We start from the raw sequence: 19383 nt of genomic DNA on the forward strand, positions 1-19383 counted from the left end.
TCACCGGCCGCCCGGTGGAGCGTAGGGCTGCAGGAGCTGGTCGACGGGCGCGTAGTCGTCGGTGAGCACCTGGGCGTCGCCGGTCCAGGAGGTGAGGTCGTCGTCGCCGGCGATCCTCCAGCCGGTGTCCCGGGCGTTCAGCGCCTCCTGGACCGCGCGCAGGTCGACCGGTCGCCGGGAGGCCAGCACCACCATGTTGCCGCCCTCGGGAGCGTTCGTCCGGTCGAGTCCGAGGTCGGCGGGGTCCCCGAGGAGGGCCACGTGCTCGAAGGTCTCGCCGAGGGTGGCCACTTCGGCGCGTGCGAAGGACAGGGCGCCGTGGTCGATGAGGTTGGCGACGTACAGGCCGTCCTCGTCGAGCACCCGCCGTACGTCGGTCATCGCCTCCGCCGTGGTCAGGTGCCACGGGACGCTGACGCCCCCGAAGGCGTCGCCGACGACGAGGTCACGGCTGCCGGCGTCCAGCCGCCGCAGGGCGAGCCTCCCGTCCTCGGCGCGCACGTCGATGCCGGCTCCGGGCCGCAGACCGAGCTGGTCGCGGTTGACGCGCACGACGCCGCTGTCGATCTCGGACACGAGGCTGCGCGTGCCGGGGCGCGTGGCGGCGAGGTAGCGGGGAAAGGTGAGCCCGCCGCCGCCCACGTGGTACGCGGTGAGCGGCTCCCCTTCGGCGAACGCGGTGTCGACCACCGACGCGAGGGCGCGTACGTACGTGAACTCCAGGTGGGTCGGGTCGTCGAGGTCGACGTAGGAGTGCCGCAGGCCGTCCAGTACGAGGGTGCGGCCGCCGCTCCGGTCGGGGTCCGCGACGACGCGTGCGCAGTGGTACCTGGTCTCCGTGTCGCAGGCACCCGGCGCGACCGTGGTGGCGAGGCCGCCTGCGACGACCGCGAGGACGAGGGCGGAGCTTCGCACGCGCCTGCGCGTCCGCCACTCGACCAGTGCGGAAGCGACCACCAGCAGGGCACCGAGGCCGATCAGGATGCCGCTGACCGGCAGCCGCGACACGAGGACGAAGCCGGTGAGGACGGTGCCGGCGATGGCACCGACGGTGCCGACGCCGGACAGCCGTCCGACCACCGTTCCGGTCTCGGCGAGGCTGGTGAGATGCAGCTTGGTCACCATGGGCGTCACCGCCGAGAGCAGCGCGCCCGGCAGCAGGATGGTCAGGGACGCGATCAGCAGGAGCATCACCGGCGCCCACTCGGCGGTGGCGCGCAGCACGGCGGGAGTGAGCGCCACGACCGCCCCGGACACGCCGAGCGAGGGGCCCAGGAGCCGGCGTGGGTCGACCTGGTCGGCGACACGTCCGCCCAGCCAGGAACCGAGGGCGATCGCGGTGAGGGCGATGCCGATCACCGTGGTGCTGGTCTCCAGGGTCAGGCCGAGGTAGGGCGCCAGGAGACGCAGCGCGACGATCTCGACCACCAGGACCGCCGCCGAGGAACCGAACACGAGCACGGCAGCCGTGCGGGGACCCATTCCGTGCGCGCTGGGCGGGCTTTCGGCGGGCGGCGAGGAAGACGGTCCGGTCACGGGCGACATCCTCGCACGCGGGCCGACCACCGACGGGAGTCGGGAGAATCCGGTCCCGGCGCCGGGCCACCGCCGCCCGGTCGCTCACGAGGGCTCATCCCTCGCCGCGTGACCTCATCACCGCCTTGTTCAGCGCCCACAGCGCGATGCCGATGGCCAGCAGCACTCCCGCCCGGACGTAGACGTGCGCGGGCCGGTCGGACAACGGACTGGCGAGGACCAGACTGGTGAGCGCGCCCAGCACCGGCAGCACGGTCGGCGTCCGGAAGTGCCGGTGCTCGACGCGGTCGCGGCGCAGGACCAGGACGGCGACGTTGACGACGGCGAAGACGCACAGGAGCAGGAACGCCGTGGTGTCGCCGAGGCCGGCGATCTCACCGGTGGACACCAGTCCGATGGCGAGGAGCGAGACGAAGACGATGCCGACGACCGGGGTGCGGCGCCGGGGAAGCACCCGCCCCAGAGCGCGCGGCAGGATGCGTTCGTTCGCCATGCCGTAGCAGAGGCGGGACGCCATCATGATGTTGATCAGTGCCGAGTTGGTGACCGCGAACAGGGCGATCAGGGCGAACAGCTTCGGCGGGAAGTCCAGCCCGCCGGCCTTGACGACCTCCAGCAGCGGCCCGCTGGAACCCTCCAGCACGCGGTGGTCGACGAGCAGTGAGGACACCAGGGCGACCAGGACGTAGATGGTCCCGGTCACCGCGACGCCGATGAAGATGGCACGCGGAAACGTGCGCGACGGGTCCTTCGTCTCCTCGGCCATGTTGACGGAGTCCTCGAAGCCCACGAAGGCGAAGAAGCCGAGAGCCGTCGCCCCCAGCACACTCGTGAGGAGCGCGTAGCCGCTGCCGTCCGCCTGGAACTCGGTGAGCCGGGCGGGCTCGCCCTCCCCCGTCAGGACGGCCCAGGCACCGACGGCGAGGATGATGAACAGGCCGGTCAGCTCGACCAAGGTGAGGACCACGTTGGTCTTCACCGACTCGGACACCCCGCGCAGGTTGAGGGCGGCCAGGGCGAGGATGAACAGGATCGCGACCAGCGTGGGCGGGAACAGCCCGGTGAACTCGGCGAGGTAGTCACCGCTGAAGGCGCGGGCCGCCGCGCTCGCCGAGGACAGGCCAGAGCACATGACCATGAAGGCGACGATGAAGGTGAGGAACGGCACCTTGAAGGCCTTCTGCGTGTACAGCGCCGCCCCCGCCGCCTGCGGGTACTTGCCGACGAGTTCGACGTACGAGGCCGCGGTCAGGACGGCCACCACGAACCCGATGACGAACGGCAGCCACAGCGCCCCGCCCACCTTGCCGGCGACCTGGCCGGTGGTGGCGTAGATGCCGGTCCCGAGGATGTCGCCGATGACGAAGAGGATCAGCAGCTTGGGACCGATGGCTCGCCGCAACGGGGTGTCGTCCGCGCCTCCCGGCGAGGCGGTGGCGTCTCTTTCGCCTGTGGTCACGAGTGCACTCCCTGAGGTGTTCGGCAGCTGAACAACGTCCTCCCTGCCCCCGGACCAGTGAGTCATGCCCCGGCGTCCCGCGGCCGGATACCCGCCTACGGGGCCTGTCCCGCCTCGGCGCCCGGGCGACGCCGCTCAGGGCCGGCGCCGCAGCGGCGGGGGCGGGGCGGGCGGCTGTCCGGACACACCGGTCAGCAGACGCGCGCAGACGTCACGGAGCTTCAGGTTGGTCTCCTGGGACAGGCGGCGCAGCAGGTCGAAGGCCTCCTGCGCGGTGCACTGGTGTTCCTGCATGACGGTGCCGACGGCCTGGTCGATCACGCTGCGGGAGGCCAGCGCCTCCTGCACCTCGTGGGCGAAGTCCTCCGCGTCCGCCAGTCGCTGAGCCAGCGCGATCCCGCCGCCGGCCTGGGCGGCGAACAGCGCCAGCGCGTGCCGGTCCTCGTCGGTGAAGGCGTCCGGGCCGACGGCGTAGAAGTTCAGCGCTCCGGCGGTGTGGGAGGCCGCCGGGATCGGCAGGGACAGCGAGGACCGGATGCCCAGGCCGGCCGCGAACCGCGGGTAGGCACCCCAGCGGGTCTCCGCGAGCGTGTCCGGGACGTGGACGGCCTCGCCCGTGCGCAGGGCCTGGAGGCAGGGGCCGTCGTCCTGGCCGTACTGCTTCTCGTCCAGCTTGTCCGCCACTCCCCCGGTGCTGACCACGGTCGTCGGCCGACGGCTCCGTTGCAGCGTCACCCCGCAGCCGTCGGCGCCCGAGGTGCTCACGGCGTCGTCCACCAGGTGCTTGAGGAACTCGTGTACGGAGGACGTCTCCAGCAGCCAGTCGATCATCCCGGCGCCCTGTTGGCGGCGTTCGGGCCGGTCCATCGTCCGTCACCTCCCACGGCGTCCGTCCAGCCGGCCGGTCACACCGTCCTGTTACCCGCTCAGGCCGGGATATGACATGCGAAGTCCCTTGCTAGGGTGGGCGGATGTCACCGGTCAGGCAGTTCCAGGTCACCTTCGACTGCGCGGAACCCGAGCGCGTCGCCCGCTTCTGGTGCGAGGCGCTGGGGTATGTCGTACCGCCGCCCCCGGAGGGTTTCGCCACGTGGGACGCCTACACTCACTCGCTGCCGCCCGAGGACAGGGGCAAGTGGTCCGTGTGCGTCGATCCCTCGGGCGTGGGGCCGCGGCTGTTTTTCCAGCGCGTTCCCGAGGGGAAAGCCGTCAAGAACCGGCTCCACCTCGACGTCCGGGTCGGCACCGGGCTCGTGGGTGAGGAGCGCCTGGCCACGCTCGAGGCCGAGTGCGCGCGGCTGGTGGCGCTCGGAGCGCGCCGCGTGCGGCTGCTGGTCGCCGACGAGGAGAACGAGTCGTGCCTGGTGATGCAGGACGTCGAGGGCAACGAGTTCTGTCTCGACTGAGTGGTCCCGCGGCCGCCCGGCTCGTGGTCGCGCTCCTCGAAGTCGACCCGTGTGGGTGAGCCTGTCCAGGGGGCGGTGGGGCAGGCGCCCCCGATGAGATTTCTCGGAACCAGTGAACGCCTCATGGAACAGTGGGCGGCCACCGTGTGGGACCGCGTCCTGCCGGCCAGGCCGACGCACGGCGAGGCCCTGACCACGCTGCTGCGGCAGTGCGACGACAACACGTTGATCGTCGGCCGGCAACGCGTCGTGGCGCCCAACGCGTTCGTGATCGAACTACTGCCCCCGATCCACCGGCGGATCGCGGCCAGCCCCCTGCCCGTGGCACCCGCCGTCGCCGACCACGTGCGTCGCCACGCCGCCGAACAGGGGTACACCTTCGCCGGCCCCGTCACGGTCGACCTGTGCCCCGCACCGGACGACGCGACCGACCGCTTCCGCGTCCGCAGCCGTATCGCTCCGGCCGAAGGACGGTGAGCGGTGAGCGGTGGGGCCAATCCTCCTCCGGCCGGCCGGGCCGTCGCGCCGCGGTGAGGGAACCGGCGCCCGGTCGAACAGCTCGCGGGGCTGTTCGACCGGGTCGTCCCGCTGTCAGGTCTGCGGCTGGAGGGCGGGGCCGAGTGAGGAGAACTTCTCCTTGCTGACGATCCGCCGGGGCGGCCACGTGATGTTCTTCGGCGGCCAGCTCTGCCCCGTCCGCTTCAGGAACCAGGCGGGCGGCTGGTACATCGGCGGCTCGTAGCCCTCCGGGAGAGCGGTCTTCCACTCCACGCCCTCGCGGCGCTTGTCGAACTCCTCCTTGAGGGCGCGCAGCAGTTCCGGTTTCACCAGCAGGTCGACGGCCGTCGCCGCCAGGTACTTGGCCGCCGCCCGGAGCGCGGCGTGTCCGGGCGCGGAACCGGCGCACGAAGCGGTGGACCAGGTGTGCATCTTCGTGCCGATGGGCGCCAGTGCCGCGCCCATGGAGACGGTGGGCACCTGCCAGCTGATGTCGGCGACGTCGGTGGACCCGCCGCCGAGGAAGACCGGGTTGGGCGGAGTCAGCTCGCTGATCGTGGCGTGCAGGCCCGACTCCGGAAGCCCCAGCGACTTCTGCAGCTCCTTGGCCAGCCGCTGGGCGTCGGCGGAGAACTCCGGCGGGCCGATCTGCCGCATGTTGTCGTACATCAGCTCGGCGAAGGCCTTGGAGGGGAGCTGGTTCCAGCAGGCGGACGTGATCCTGTGCTGCACCGAGGTGCGGCTGGCCTTGGCGGCGGCCTCGGAGACGGCGATCACCTTGTCCAGCAGGGAGTTGACCCGCTCGACGCTGCCCTCGCGGACGTAGTACGAGATCTGCGCGATCTCCGGGGTGACGTTCGGTATGTCCCCGCCGTTGTTGATGACCCAGTGCAGCCGGGCGGACGGGCCCATGCTCTCCTCGCGGAGGAACTCCGACATGGACGCCATCATGACGGCCGCGTCCAGCGCGCTCTTGTTGCCGAGCGGGGTGCCGCCGTGGCCCGCGACACCGAGGAACGTGAAGGTGACGGCGGTCATCGCGTTGGAGGTGCCCCAGCCGGTGGCGTTGCCGGTGGAGGGGTGCCAGTCGAGGAACGCGTCCAGGCCGTCGTACACGCCCCGGCTGACCGCGTACGTCTTGCCGATGAGCTGTTCCTCGGCGGTGGAGCCGAAGAACTTGACGGTCACGTCGAGGCGGTGGCGCCGGGCCGCCTCGGCGACGGCGGCGGCAGCGGCCGCGGCGGCGGTCCCGAGGGCGCAGTGGCCGCAGCCGTGGCCGGGGCCGTAGCCCGGCGCGAAGGGGTCGTGGACGTACTCCCGCGGGTCGTGCTCCCCGGCGCCGGCCTTCTGCGAGAGGCCGGGCAGGGCGTCGTACTCACCGCTGAACCCGATGACCGGGCCGCCCTTGCCCCGCCGGTAGGTCGCGGTGAAGGCGGTCGGGAAGCCCGCCGTGCCGAACTCGATGTCGAACCCCGCCTCGCGCAGGAAGTCGGCCTGCGCGAGGGAGGAGTTCCACTCCCTGAGGCTGAGTTCGGCCTGTTCCCAGATCTCGTCGTTGAGGCCCGTGATCCGTGCGGCGTTCCGGTCGATCCAGGCGAGCGCGGTCCGCTTGGCCGCCGAGTCCTCGGCCAGGCCCTCGGGGGGCGTGTACGCCGCCGCCTGTGCCTCGGTGACGCCCACGGTGCTGTCGGCGGTGGCCGCCATCGCCGGATCGGCCGTCGCGGTCACCGCCGTGGTGGCGATTCCGGCGGCGCCGAGCAGCTGCACGATCTGACGCCGGCTGAGACCCGCCGCGGCGGTGGCTTCGTGACTGTGCTCGTTGGGATCGTGCAGGTCGCACACGGGCGCCTCCGGTTCGGTTGGTGTGTACACGTACGGAAGGTGGCCCCGCGTACGATCCACTCCCCGCGTTACGGAGTCAAGAGGTCCGGATATCCGTGGCGTTACGCGTGTCACCCGAGGTCGAAGGGCCATCGGCCGGAGTGCCGGTCGCCCGCCGGGAGCGCATCGGGTCGAACCGGACGTCCCGCCACAGGGCGCGGTCGTGGGCGTCGGGGACGCCGCCGATGAGGAAGTCGGGAAGGGGGCTGCGGCCGCCCGAGGGCAGCCGCAGCGCGAACTGCCGCTCCGAGGGGTGGAGCACGTCGTCTATCGAGGCCCGCGCCGAGGCCACGGTGCCCCGTCCCCGTCCCCGTCCAGCATGCGGCGCGTGTGCGCGAGGAACGCCTCCAGGGCGAGTTCGAACGCGCGGTCCGACCGGTTCTCGCCGACCGCGTCCAGCGCCTCGGCCAGTCTTGGCGTCGCGGCGCCGTCGGCCACGTCCCACATCGTCTCGGGCGCGGCGAGGTCCAGGGCCGAGCCGAGGACGATGTCCTCCAGCGCGATGATGACCGGCATCACGTCGGCCACCGGGAACCCGGTGTCCAGGAGCAGCGTGACGGCTCGCTCGTACTGCTCCAGCACACGCGGAGCCCGCACGGGGGACGTCATCAGCAGCGGGATGGCCCTCGGGTGCGCGGCGAAGGCGGCCCGGTAGGAGCGGGCCCAGGCGGCGAGCGCCTCGTCCCAGGGCCGGACGTCCAGGGTGGTGATGTCCATGGCCTCCGCGACCCGCTCGCGCAGCAGCTCGACGATTCCGTCCCGGCCGTCCACATGGTGATACACCGACCCCGTCTGCACCCCCAGTCGGCGCGCGATCTGCGGCACGCTGAACTCGCCCCGCGCGTCCACGAGTTCGAGCGCCGTGGTGGTGATGCGCTCCCGGTCGAGCAGGGGCGTGCGCGGCCGTCCCATGGTGTCCCGTTCCCCCTCAAGGGTCTTCCCAGCTGTCTGAAGGAGAGGTTACATTGCGGAAACCGAAAGCCTTTAGGTTTATGGGCGCCGGACATCCCGCACGCCCGAACCCCCGTCCCGGCCCGCAGACAGAAGGGCTTCCGCCATGCCCGCCCACAACTCCAGCCCCGGCCCCGCCAACAGCCCCGGCCTCGCCCCCGGTCCCGGCCCCGGCCCCGTTCCCGCCGACAGCCCCGCGCCCTCCTCCGGAGTCCTGCGCTCCGGGTCGCTCGGCACCGCCGACATCGCCTTCTTCGTCGTCTCCGCCGCCGCCCCGCTGACCGTCATGGCGGGAGTCGCGCCGCTGGCGATCCTGCTCGGCGGGATCGGCGCCCCGGTGGGTTACCTCCTCGCCGGAATCACCCTCGCCGTCTTCGCCGTCGGGTTCACCACCATGAGCCGCCATGTCCGCGGCGGCGGCGCCTTCTACGCGTACATCACCCGCGGCCTGGGCCGGGGCGCCGGCGTCGGTGCCGCGATGCTCGCCCTCATCGGGTACAACGGCATGGAGATCGGCGTCTACGGCCTCCTGGGCTCCGCCGGCCAGGACACCGCCCACGCGCTGTTCGGCACCGACATCCCCTGGCTGCCCGTCTCCCTGGCCGGCCTCGTGCTGATCGCCTACGGCGGCTACCGCTCCATCGACTTCGGCGCCAAGCTCCTCGGCGTCCTGCTCGCCGCCGAGACCGGCATCCTCGTCCTGCTCGCCGCCGGGGTGCTCCTCGAAGGCGGCGCCCAAGGCCTCTCCCTCGACTCCTTCGCCCCGGACAACGTGCTGGTGCCGGGCACGGCGGCGGTCCTGGCCTTCGCCTTCGCCGCGTTCACCGGCTTCGAGTCGACCGTCATCTACCGGCGCGAAGCCCGCGACCCGGCCCGCACGGTGCCGCGCGCCACCTACCTCGCCGTCGGCTTCCTCGGCCTGTTCTACGCGTTCATCGTCTGGACGACGATCCAGGCGTTCGGCGACGCGGAGGTCGTGGAGGCCGCCGGAACCGACCCGACGGGGCTGTTCTTCTCCGCCATCACGACGTACGTGGGCGGGTGGGCGGCCGACGCGATGCACGTCCTCATCGTCACCAGCGTCCTGGCCTCCCTGCTCGCGTTCCACAACGCCATCAACCGCTACGGCCTCGCCCTGGCCGAGGAGGGCGTCCTGCCCAAGGCGCTGGCCCGCGTCCACCCGCGCCACAACTCGCCCTACGTCGTGGGCCTGTGGCAGACCGTCCTCGGTGCCGTCGTCGTCCTCGGCTTCGCCGCCGCGGGAGCCGACCCGTACGCGCAACTGCTGCTGTGGGTCAACACGCCGGGCATGCTCGGCCTGCTGGCGCTGCAACTGCTGGCCGCGCTCGCCGTCTTCTTCTACTTCCGGCGCGTCAGCCACCGCGAGGGCGTGCTGCGGACGGTGGTGGCACCCGTCGCCGCGGCCCTCCTCCTGGCGACCGCCATCGTTCTGGTGATCACCCACCTCGACCTGTTCACCGGCGCCTCCGCGACCGTGAACACCGTCCTCGCCGCGACGGTCCCCGCCGTCTTCGTGACCGGTCTGGGACTGGCCCGGTGGCTGCGCCGCGGCAGGCCGGAGGTCTACGCCCGCTTCGCCGCGGAACCCGCGGACGACACAGGGGACGACCACGCGGACGACCCCGCCGCCGAGGCCGCGCGGGCGACCGAGCGGACCGGCGTGACCGGCGCACGGGCGTCCCGGCCCCTCGGCTGACCCGCGGCCCGCACCGCCCCGAGCGGCCGGCGGGCCGGACCACCACCGCCACCGCCACCACCACCGCGCCCCACCGCACCCCACCTCCAGGAGAGCCCATGCCCACCGCCGACCTCGTCATCACCGGGGCCCGTGTCCGCACCCTCGACCCGGACCGCCCGTACGCCACCTCCGTGGCGGTCCGCGACGGGCTGATCGCCGCCGTGGGCGACGAGGACGACGTACACCCCTGGCGCGGAGCCGGCACCGAGACCGTGCACCTGGCCGGTGCCTGTCTCGTTCCGGGGCTGGTGGACGGTCACAGCCACCCCGTCTGGGGTCTGGAGATGACGACCGGCCTCGATCTGTCCGCGGTCGTGGACCTCGGCGGGCTGCGGGCCGCGCTCGCCGCCGCCGAGCGCGTCGACGGCTGGGTCATCGGCTTCGGCCTGGACCACAACGTCTTCGGCGGGCGCCCCGTCGACCGGGCGCTGATCGAGGACGTCCTCCCCGGGACGCCCGCCTTCCTGCGCCTGTACGACGGGCACTCGGCCCTGGTCACCGGGCCCGCCCTCGCGGCCGCCGGCGTCACCGGGCCGCGCACGTTCGCGCAGCGCGCGCACCTGGCCGCCGACGACGAGGGGCGGCTGACCGGGCATCTGGTCGAGCACGCCGCGATGGACCTGGTGGCCGCGGTGATGCCCCGGCCCTCCCACGCGGCCCGGCGGGCCCGGCTGACCGGGCTGCTGTCGGCCATGGCGGCCACCGGTCTCACCGGCGCCCATGTCATGGACGGGGGCGACCTCGACCTCGTCGGCTCCCTGGCCCGGGAGACCGTACTCCCGCTGCGGCTGCGCTTCGCGCCCTGGTGCATGCCGGGCGCGCGCCGGGAGGACCTGGAGGAACTCGTCGCCGTGCAGCGGCACTCCGGGCGCCACTGGCGGGTCGGCGGCGTCAAGTTCTTCATGGACGGCACCGTCGAGGGCGGCACCGCCTGGCTGGAGCACCCGGACTGCCACGGGCAGGGCACCGAGGCGTTCTGGCCCGACCCCTCGGCGTACGGCGACGCCGTGCGGTTCCTGCACCGCGCCGGCGTGCGGACCGCGACCCACGCGATCGGCGACGCCGCGGTGCGCCATGTCCTCGACACCGTGGAGGCCCTGGGACCGGACGCACGCTTCGTCCACCGCGTCGAACACCTCGAGACGGTGCCCGACGACACCGTCTCGCGCCTGGCCCGGCTGGGGGTCGTCGCCTCGATGCAGCCCCCGCACACCGGCTACACCCGGGCCGACCGGTCCGACGAGTGGTCGGTGCGGCTGGGCGAGGCGCGGGCCGCGCGCGCCTGGCGGCTGCGGGACCTGCGGGACGCGGGCGCCGTCGTCGCGCTCGGCTCGGACTGGCCCATCGCGCACCACGACGTACGTACCGTCCTGGCGACCGCGCGGGCACCGCGCGGCGCGGCCTCCTCCCGCGCCGGGCTCACCGGGCTCCAGGCACTGGAGGGCTGCACCACCCACGCGGCGCTCGCGGCCGGCGAGGCCGCCGTGGCCGGCCGCGTCGCCGAGGGGTTCCGGGCCGACCTGACCGCCCTGGGCCTCGATCCCGTCGAGGCGCCGGCCGACGAGGTCGCCGAGGCGCCGGTCCGCCTCACCGTGACCGGCGGGCACATCGTCCACCGGGGCGTCTGACGGCGAGCGTGCTCACGGCCGGGGGCCACCGCCCCCGGCCCGGCACGCGCGGCCGGCGTGCGCGGCGGAGGCGTCAGGTACCTCGGTGGTCCGGGAACGACACCCCGGTCAGCTCCTCGGACAGGCGCCAGACGCGCCGCGCGTCCTCGGTGCCGCGCAGGCGGGAGTACAGCCGCTGTTCGCCGGGAGGGCCGCCGAGGTGTCCGAGTCCGCTCAGCCCGAAGAGCAGGGCGCCCCGGGCGCCGGCGGCCGTCGCGGCGTGCAGGGCGGGCAGCTTCGCGGTCTCGACCGTCCCGAGGAGGATGCCGCGGGCGGACAGGGCGCTGATGAGCTTCCTGCCCACGGTCTCCCGGTCGCGGCCGACCTCGGGACGCGCGGCGAGCAGGTTCGTCGGGGCGACCCCGGGGTGGGCGAGGTTGCTGGTGACGCCCCAGCCGCCGGCCCGGCTGCGACGGTCCAGTTCGAGACCGAAGAGGCCCAGCGCGATCTTCGACTGGCTGTACGCCTTCATCCCGTCGTAGGAGCGTTCCCAGTTCGGGTCCTGCCAGTTGATGGCGTTCTGGTTCGCCGCGACGCTGATCTGCGACGTCACCCGGGCGCGGCCGGCGCGCAGCAGGGGCAGCAGGTGGGCGGTCAGCGCGAAGTGGCCGAGGTGGTTGGTGCCGAACTGCAGCTCGAACCCGTCGGCGGTCGTCCGCCGGTCGGGCGGGGTCATGACGCCGGCGTTGTTGATGAGGATGTGGATCGGGCCGCCCTGGGCCCGCAGGGTCTCGCCGAGGGCGGCGACGGAGGCGAGCGAGGACAGGTCGAGGGCGTGGAGCGACACCTTCGCGTGCGGGGTCGTCCGGCGGATCGCGGCGATCGCGGCCTCGCCCTTGGCGGGGTTGCGGACGGGCAGGAGCACTTCGGCCCCGGCCGCGGCGAGCCTGGTGGCGAGGCCGAGCCCGATGCCGTCGCTCGCTCCGGTGACGACGGCCCGCCTGCCGGACAGGTCGGGGACGGTGATGTCGATGGGCCCTCGTGGCATGTGCGTACTCCTTGGCAGTCGTGTCGTCGTCGCTTCCACCGTCGTGGACGACGGCACCCGCATCCAGGGCCGCTCGATCCACTGATACGTCACTCGAACGATCACCTGACGACCCCCTCCCGCCCGCGCGGCGACACGCTCGCCAAGGGGGGACCGGCAGGGCGTGGATACGCGGATCCGCGAGCGGTAGAAAGGGCGGTAGAAAGGGGGGCGGGGCAAGGGAGGCACGCATGGTGATCGACCGGGGCGGACTGGCGGAGTTCCTCCGGCGCCGCCGGGAGGCGCTGCAGCCGGAGGACGTCGGCCTCCCGCGCGGCCGACGCCGCAGGACGAGCGGGCTGCGGCGGGAGGAGGTGGCCGCGCTCTGCCACATGTCGACCGACTACTACGCGCGGCTCGAACGGGCCCGTGGTCCCCAGCCGTCCGAGCAGATGATCGCCTCCATCGCGCAGGGACTCCACCTCTCCCTCGACGAGCGCGACCACGTGTTCCGGCTCGCCGGCCACCACCCTCCCCCGCGGGGGGAGGCCGGCGAGCACATCAGCCCCGGCCTGCTGCGCATCCTCGACCGCCTGCAGGACACTCCCGCCGAGGTCGTCACCGAACTCGGCGAGACGCTGCGGCAGACCCCGCTGGGCGTCGCGCTCACCGGGGACCTGACGGCCTACACGGGCCCGGCCCGCAGCCTCGGCTACCGCTGGTTCACCGACCCCGCCGCGCGGCGGCTGTACGCCGCCGAGGAGCACCCGTTCCTCACCCGTATGTTCGCCTCGGGTCTGCGCGGGGTGGTCACCCTGCGCGGTCCCGGTTCCCGGGCGGCGCACCTCGCCGACCTGCTCCTCGCTCGGAGTCAGGAGTTCCGGGAGGTGTGGGACGACCACGAGGTCGGCATCCGCCCCAGGGAGGTGAAGCACTTCGAGCATCCCGAGCTGGGTGCGCTGGAACTGACCTGCCAGACCCTGCTCGACCCGGGCCCGGGGCACCACCTGCTCGTCTACACCGCCGTGCCCGGCAGCGAGAGCTACGAGAAGCTCCAGCTGCTGTCCGTCATCGGACCGCGGGCGCTCGGCCGGTGACCGGAGCTACTTGCTCCGCACCTCTCCCAGCGGGTCGGGGTCTTCCTCCAGGGCGGTGACCGCCGCCTTCCAGCCGGTCTCGTCGGCGTTGAGCGTGCTGTGCAGGTAGGCCGAGGTGAGCCGCTGGACCAGCGCGACGCGCGCGGGATTCTCGTCCGTCGTCTCGGCGACCTCGTACCCGCTGACGCCGCCGAGCGAGTGCTCCGCCCCGAACAGGGTGAGCAGGCTCTTGCTGCCCGGGCTGTGGGTGTAGCCGTCGGTGAACCAGTCCGGCCCGCGCGTGGACAGGTGGGACCGGTCGTGGTCTCCGGCGACGACGAGCGCGGGCGCGGTCATGGTGTCGAAGGACGGCCTCATGAAGGGGAAGTGCTCGGCGGCGAACGGGGTCAGGTCGTCGCCCAGGCCGGTCAGGGCGAGCAGCACGCCCGCCGTGACCCGGGGGTCGGACAGGTCCTCGCCGGGCGCGCCGTCCGCGCCGAGGACGCGGGCGCCCAGCAGCGTGCTGGCCGTCTGGGCTCCCCAGGAGTGGCCGGCCACGGCGACCCGGCTGTGGTCGAGGCGCCCCTGGAGTCCCGGAACCGATGCCTCCAGGACGTCGAGACCGTCCAGTACGCGCGTGAGGTCCTCTATGCGGGTACGCCAGATCCGCGGCGTACGGGGATCGTCGGCGGGCAGGCCGAGCGTCCTTGAGTCGAGGTGGGTGGGCTGCACGACCGCGAAGCCCTGAGCGGACCAGTGGTCGGCCAGAGGCGCGTAGCCGTTCATCGACCAGCCGAAGCCGTGCGAGAAGACGATGACGGGCACGTCACCGCCGGTCGCGGGGGCGGACACGCGGACCTGGAGATCCTCACCGCGGCCCGGGGCGGCCAGGACGACCGGCTTCGCGGACACCACCAGGGCGGGGGCACCTCCCGCGGTCTGCTGCGCGCTCGGGGTGTTCGAGTAGGACATGGACGTGCCTTTCCGTCAGGTGCTCCCTCGAAAGGAAACGGAACACTGTCCCACTTACGATACGGAACCGTGTTCCGCTTCGCAAGCCGGTCCCGGCCGGCCCCGCCCCCCGATCCGACCCCTTGACCTGAGTGGCCCGGGCCACTACTTTGCGATGAACTCCGGCCCAGGACTCGCGAAGGGGGGCGACCCACCGATGTACACCGTCTCCGACCTCGGTCGCCTCGCCCACTGCACGGTCTGGGTTCCCGGTCGAATCGCTCACGGCTGCTGAACCCGCCGTTCCGACGTGCCCGTCGAGGCACGTCCCTGGCTCCGCGCCCCCCTCTCCCCCGCCGCGTCGCTGCCGCGTGCCGTTGTGCGCCCGCTTCCTCGACGTGGCGCGTCCGAACACAGAAAGCTGCCTGGAATTGGCGAACATGATGAAGCGATCCGTCACGCACCGTAACGAGGGCCTGTCATGGTGACGGCGCGGGTCACGGTCAACGGAACGGACGCACCGATCTCACCGGCCGCGCCCCACACCACGGCGCTGGACTTCCTGCGCGAGCGCGGCCTCACCGGCACCAAGGAGGGCTGCGCGGAAGGCGAATGCGGTGCCTGTTCGGTACTCGTGGCCCGTCCCGGGACGGACAAGCCCACCGACTGGGTGGCCGTCAACGCCTGTCTGATCCCGGTCGCGGCGCTCGACGGCCAGGAGGTCGTCACCTCCGAAGGTCTCGCCACCCCCGGACGCCCCGGGACGCCGCCCGCCCTGCACCCGGTGCAGGAGGAGATGGCGGTCCGCGGCGGCTCCCAATGCGGTTACTGCACACCGGGATTCGTGTGCAGCATGGCCGCCGAGTACTACCGGCCCGACCGCTGCGCGCACGGGTCTCCGGCGGACACTGCCGCCCCTGACGCGGACGCGGGCACGGGCACGGGCGCGGGCGCGGGCGCGGGGACCGGCACCGGCACCGGCACCGGCACCGAGCACGGTCCCAACGGTTTTGACCTGCACGCGCTGAGCGGGAACCTGTGCCGCTGCACCGGCTACCGCCCGATCCGCGACGCCGCGTTCGCCGTCGGCACGCCCACCGACGACGACCCGCTGGCGCGGCGCCGCGAGCAGGCGCCGCCCGCACCGGTCGCCACCGAGTACACCGGGGCCGACAGCGCGTTCGTACGCAGGAGCACCTTGGCCGAGACGCTACGGTTGCTGCGCGAGCGGCCCGACGCGAAGGTGATCGCCGGCGCCACCGACTGGGGCGTCGAGGTGAACCTTCGGGCCAGGCGCGAGCGGTGCGTGGTGGCGGTCGACCGCCTGGCCGAGCTGCGAGAGCTGCGCGTCGAAACCGGCTTCCTCGAGATCGGGGCCGCGCTCACCCTCACCGAGATCGAACGCCGCCTCGACGGCGGGGTTCCCCTGCTGGCGGACCTCTTCCCCCAGTTCGCCTCCCGGCTGATCCGCAACAGCGCGACTCTCGGCGGCAACCTAGGCACCGGCTCTCCCATCGGTGACAGCCCGCCCGCGCTGCTCGCGCTGGAGGCGTCGGTGGTGCTCGCCGACGCCGACGGTGAGCGGGAGATCCCGCTGGCGGAGTACTTCACCGGCTACCGGCGAAGCGTGCGCCGGCCCGGCGAGCTGATCCGCGCGGTGCGTGTCCCGTTGCCACTCTCCCCGGTCACGGCCTTCCACAAGATCGCCAAGCGGCGCTTCGACGACATCTCCAGCGTGGCCGTCGCCTTCGCGCTCGACATCGAGGACGGCGTCGTCCGCAAGGCGCGCATCGGACTCGGCGGCGTGGCCGCCACCCCGGTCCGGGCCCTCGCCACCGAGGTGGCACTGGAGGGCGAGCCGTGGTCGGAGGCAACCGTCGAGGCCGCCGCGCGCGTGCTGCGGGGTGAGGGCACGCCGATGGACGACCACCGAGCCAGCTCCCTGTACCGCAGCGCGATGCTCGGCCAGAGCCTGAAGAAGCTGTACGCACGGACCATGAAGGGGGCCTGAGCCATGAGCAGGCTGTCCGAACGCCCCGAGAAGCCCGTCGTCGGTGTGTCGCTGCCGCACGAGAGCGCGTACCAGCACGTCACCGGGACCGCCCTCTACACCGACGACCTGGTGCAGCGCACCAAGGACGTGCTGCACGCCTACCCGGTGCAGGTCATGAGGGCCCACGGCCGGATCACCGCGATCCGTACCGCGCCCGCGCTCGAAGTACCGGGCGTGGTACGGGTGTTGACCGGCGCGGACGTGCCCGGCGTCAACGACGCCGGCATGAAGCACGACGAACCGCTCTTCCCCGACGAGGTCATGTTCCACGGCCACGCGGTCGCGTGGGTGCTCGGTGAGACCCTGGAGGCGGCCAGGCTCGGGGCCGCGGCCGTCGAGGTGGACCTGGAGGAGCTGCCCTCCCTGATCACGCTCCAGGAGGCGATCGCGGCCGGGAGCTTCCACGGCGCTCGGCCCGTGCTGCTGACCGGCGACGTCGACACCGGCTTCGCCGACTCGGCGCACGTGTTCAGCGGCGAGTTGCAGTTCTCCGACCAGGAGCACTTCTACCTCGAGACGCACGCGGCCCTGGCTCATGTCGACGAGGCCGGGCAGGTGTTCGTCCAGAGCAGCACCCAGCACCCTTCGGAGACGCAGGAGATCGTCGCGCACGTACTCGGCCTGCACAGTCACGAGGTGACCGTGCAGTGCCTGCGGATGGGCGGCGGCTTCGGCGGCAAGGAGATGCAGCCGCACGGCTTCGCGGCCGTCGCCGCACTGGGCGCCAGGCTCACCGGCCGGCCCGTGCGCGTCCGCCTCAACCGCACGCAGGACCTCACGATGTCCGGCAAGCGGCACGGCTTCCACGCCGGTTGGCGGATCGGCTTCGACGCGGAGGGCCGCATCCAGGCCCTGGACGCCACACTGACCGCGGACGGCGGCTGGAGCCTCGACCTGTCCGAACCGGTCGTGGCCCGTGCGCTCTGCCACATCGACAACACGTACTGGATCCCCAACGCCCGCGTCGCCGGCCGGATCGCACAGACCAACAAGGTCTCCAACACCGCCTTCCGCGGCTTCGGCGGACCGCAGGGCATGCTCGTGATCGAGGACATCATGGGCCGCTGCGCACCCCTGCTCGGCCTCGATCCGATGGAACTGCGCGAGCGCAACTTCTACCGGGAGGGTCACCACACGCCGTACGGGCAGAAGGTCACCCACCCCGAGCGGATCTCCGCGGTCTGGGCCCAGGTCAAGGAGGACGCGCACCTCGCCGACCGGCAGCGCGAGATCGCCGCCTTCAACGCCGCGCACCCGCACACCAAGCGCGGCCTGGCGCTCACCGGCATCAAGTTCGGCATCTCCTTCAACCTCACCGCCTTCAACCAGGGCGGCGCCCTCGTGCTGATCTACAAGGACGGCTCCGTCCTGATCAACCACGGCGGCACCGAGATGGGCCAGGGACTGCACACCAAGATGCTCCAGGTGGCCGCGACCACCCTGGGCATTCCGCTGCACAAGGTGCGCCTCGCCCCGACCCGCACCGACAAGGTCCCCAACACCTCGGCCACCGCGGCCAGTGCGGGCGCCGATCTGAACGGCGCCGCGGTGAAGAACGCCTGCGAGCAGCTGCGCGAGCGGCTTCTCCAGGTCGCGGCCACACAACTCGACGGGAACCCCTCGGACGTACGGATCACCGAAGGCGTCGCCCGCCGCCTCGGCAGCGACAAGGAGCTGGCCTGGGACGACCTGGTGCGCACCGCGTACCTCCAGCGGGTGCAGCTGTCCGCCGCCGGGTTCTACCGGACCGAGGGCCTGCACTGGGACGCGAAGGCCTTCCAGGGCTCGCCGTTCAAGTACTTCTCGTACGGCGCCGCCGCGACCGAGGTGGAGGTCGACGGGTTCACCGGCGCGTACCGGGTCCGGCGCGTGGACATCGTGCACGACGTCGGCGACAGCCTCTCGCCGATGATCGACATCGGCCAGGTGGAGGGCGGCTTCGTGCAGGGCGCGGGCTGGCTGACCCTGGAGGACATGCGCTGGGACGCGGGCGAGGGACCGCACCGGGGCCGGCTGCTCACCCAGGCCGCGAGCACGTACAAGCTGCCGAGTTTCTCGGAGATGCCCGAGGAGTTCCACGTCACGCTCATGGAGAACGCGACCGAAGAGGGCGCGGTCTACGGCTCCAAGGCGGTGGGGGAGCCTCCGCTGATGCTCGCCTTCTCGGTGCGGGAGGCGCTGCGGCAGGCCGCGGCCGCCTTCGGTCCGGGCGGTGTGAGCGTGGAACTGGCCTCGCCCGCGACACCGGAAGCGGTGTACTGGGCCGTCGAGTCGGTCCGCGGTGACGCGGCCGGTGAGGCCCGCACCGGCGTGGCAGCGCTGAGCGGTGCCTGACATGACGTGGATCGCCGCGGTCGCACGGCTTCGGGAACGCCGGGAACCGGGCGTGCTCGTGACCGTCGCGACCGTGCGCGGTCACGCCCCGCGCGAGGCCGGCGCGAAGCTCGTCGTGGGGCGCGGTGAGACCTGGGGGTCGATCGGCGGCGGCAACGTGGAGGCCGTGTCGATCGACCGCGCCCGGGAGTTGATCGCCGCGGGCACGGCGGAGCCGGAGCTGATGGACTTCGCCCTCAACGACAAGGTGACCAACCAGCACGGTGTGCAGTGCTGCGGCGGCACGGTCTCGGTGCTGTTCGAACCCCTTCCGGTGGTGCGGGCCGTGGCGGTCTTCGGCGTGGGCCACGTGGGGCTGGAGCTGGCGCGCGTTCTGGCGCGCCAGGATCTCGACCTCCATCTGATCGACAGCCGGTCCGACGTCCTCGCCGAGGAGCGGCTCGGTGTACTGGCGGACGCGGTCGCGCGGGTGCGGGTGCATCTCACGCCGCTGCTGCCCGAGGAGGTGCTGGCGGAACTGCCGCGCGGCACCCACGTGCTGATCATGACCCACGACCACGCCGAGGACGCCGCCCTGTGCGACGCCGCCTTGCGTACGCCCCATCTCGGCTCGATCGGCCTCATCGGGTCGGCGGCCAAGTGGGTACGGTTCCGCAAGCTCCTCGCCGCCGAGGGCGGACACGACGAAGCGGCCATCGCGCGGATCAGGACCCCGATCGGGCTGGCCGGTATCACCGGGAAGGAACCCGCGACCATTGCGGTGAGCGTCGCCGCCGACCTGCTGCGCGCCTTCGAGGCCGAGGGGAGCTGAACGGCCGGCACCCGCGCCGCGCGCCTCCGCCGTG

16 protein-coding genes are annotated in these 19383 nt (G+C 72.7%); 8 read left to right on the top strand and 8 right to left on the bottom strand.

The genetic code is table 11. The annotated features are described in order from the left end of the window. The 3 genes from ACFIF2_RS00845 to ACFIF2_RS00855 all read right to left on the bottom strand — a co-directional run bounded on the left by ACFIF2_RS00845 (window position 1) and on the right by ACFIF2_RS00855 (window position 3862). Window positions 1–1482: a fused MFS/spermidine synthase gene (locus ACFIF2_RS00845; RefSeq protein ID WP_395570697.1), complete on the bottom strand. Its 1482-nt coding sequence runs from the start codon at window positions 1480–1482 to the stop codon at window positions 1–3. Window positions 1483–1630: 148 nt separating this feature from the next. Continuing rightward, window positions 1631–2995, bottom strand: a complete 1365-nt coding sequence (locus ACFIF2_RS00850) for an APC family permease (protein ID WP_395570460.1) — start codon at window positions 2993–2995, stop codon at window positions 1631–1633. A gap of 135 nt (window positions 2996–3130) precedes the next feature. Further along, window positions 3131–3862, bottom strand: a complete 732-nt coding sequence (locus tag ACFIF2_RS00855) for a GAF and ANTAR domain-containing protein (protein WP_395570461.1) — start codon at window positions 3860–3862, stop codon at window positions 3131–3133. 104 nt (window positions 3863–3966) lie between these two features. On the opposite strand from ACFIF2_RS00855, the gene ACFIF2_RS00860 reads away from it, so the two are divergent. Then, window positions 3967–4401 carry a VOC family protein gene (locus ACFIF2_RS00860; protein ID WP_395570462.1) on the top strand — a complete coding sequence of 145 codons (435 nt, stop codon included), beginning with the start codon at window positions 3967–3969 and terminating at the stop codon, window positions 4399–4401. 93 nt (window positions 4402–4494) lie between these two features. Next, window positions 4495–4878, top strand: coding sequence for an FhaA domain-containing protein (locus ACFIF2_RS00865; protein ID WP_395570463.1), 384 nt, complete (start codon window positions 4495–4497; stop codon window positions 4876–4878). Between the two features lie 114 nt (window positions 4879–4992). Here ACFIF2_RS00865 and ACFIF2_RS00870 read toward each other — a convergent pair whose 3' ends face one another. From ACFIF2_RS00870 to ACFIF2_RS00880, 3 genes are read right to left on the bottom strand one after another with little or no spacing between them, the layout of a single operon-like run. Further along, complete coding sequence (locus ACFIF2_RS00870; RefSeq protein ID WP_395570464.1) at window positions 4993–6771, bottom strand: amidohydrolase; 1779 nt, start codon at window positions 6769–6771, stop codon at window positions 4993–4995. Between the two features lie 46 nt (window positions 6772–6817). Next, window positions 6818–7042, bottom strand: a complete 225-nt coding sequence (locus ACFIF2_RS00875) for a hypothetical protein (protein WP_395570465.1) — start codon at window positions 7040–7042, stop codon at window positions 6818–6820. 5 nt (window positions 7043–7047) lie between these two features. Continuing rightward, window positions 7048–7692: a TetR/AcrR family transcriptional regulator gene (locus ACFIF2_RS00880; protein ID WP_395570466.1), complete on the bottom strand. Its 645-nt coding sequence runs from the start codon at window positions 7690–7692 to the stop codon at window positions 7048–7050. A 145-nt stretch (window positions 7693–7837) separates the two neighbouring features. Between ACFIF2_RS00880 and ACFIF2_RS00885 the strand changes: the two genes are divergently transcribed. Both ACFIF2_RS00885 and ACFIF2_RS00890 read left to right on the top strand, forming a co-directional pair. Further along, complete coding sequence (locus ACFIF2_RS00885; RefSeq protein WP_395570467.1) at window positions 7838–9448, top strand: APC family permease; 1611 nt, start codon at window positions 7838–7840, stop codon at window positions 9446–9448. A gap of 98 nt (window positions 9449–9546) precedes the next feature. After that, window positions 9547–11118: an amidohydrolase gene (locus ACFIF2_RS00890; protein ID WP_395570468.1), complete on the top strand. Its 1572-nt coding sequence runs from the start codon at window positions 9547–9549 to the stop codon at window positions 11116–11118. A gap of 73 nt (window positions 11119–11191) precedes the next feature. Here ACFIF2_RS00890 and ACFIF2_RS00895 read toward each other — a convergent pair whose 3' ends face one another. Continuing rightward, window positions 11192–12145 carry an SDR family oxidoreductase gene (locus ACFIF2_RS00895; protein ID WP_395570469.1) on the bottom strand — a complete coding sequence of 318 codons (954 nt, stop codon included), beginning with the start codon at window positions 12143–12145 and terminating at the stop codon, window positions 11192–11194. Window positions 12146–12375: 230 nt separating this feature from the next. On the opposite strand from ACFIF2_RS00895, the gene ACFIF2_RS00900 reads away from it, so the two are divergent. Further along, window positions 12376–13221, top strand: a complete 846-nt coding sequence (locus tag ACFIF2_RS00900) for a helix-turn-helix transcriptional regulator (protein WP_395570470.1) — start codon at window positions 12376–12378, stop codon at window positions 13219–13221. Between the two features lie 6 nt (window positions 13222–13227). Here the strand turns inward: ACFIF2_RS00900 and ACFIF2_RS00905 are convergent, their stop codons facing one another. Next, window positions 13228–14172: an alpha/beta hydrolase family protein gene (locus ACFIF2_RS00905; RefSeq protein WP_395570471.1), complete on the bottom strand. Its 945-nt coding sequence runs from the start codon at window positions 14170–14172 to the stop codon at window positions 13228–13230. A gap of 460 nt (window positions 14173–14632) precedes the next feature. Here ACFIF2_RS00905 and ACFIF2_RS00910 point away from each other — a divergent pair, with 460 nt between their 5' ends. From ACFIF2_RS00910 to xdhC, 3 genes are read left to right on the top strand one after another with little or no spacing between them, the layout of a single operon-like run. Continuing rightward, window positions 14633–16162, top strand: coding sequence for a xanthine dehydrogenase small subunit (locus ACFIF2_RS00910; RefSeq protein WP_395570472.1), 1530 nt, complete (start codon window positions 14633–14635; stop codon window positions 16160–16162). 3 nt (window positions 16163–16165) lie between these two features. Continuing rightward, window positions 16166–18538, top strand: a complete 2373-nt coding sequence (xdhB, locus tag ACFIF2_RS00915; protein WP_395570473.1) for a xanthine dehydrogenase molybdopterin binding subunit — start codon at window positions 16166–16168, stop codon at window positions 18536–18538. 1 nt (window position 18539) lies between these two features. After that, entirely contained in the window at window positions 18540–19349 is an 810-nt protein-coding gene (gene xdhC / locus ACFIF2_RS00920; RefSeq protein ID WP_395570474.1) for a xanthine dehydrogenase accessory protein XdhC, read from the top strand. Window positions 19350–19383 lie beyond the last annotated feature (34 nt).

The organism is Streptomyces sp. BK79, from assembly GCF_044142145.1.
In the GTDB taxonomy this organism is placed as follows: Bacteria; Actinomycetota; Actinomycetes; order Streptomycetales; family Streptomycetaceae; genus Streptomyces.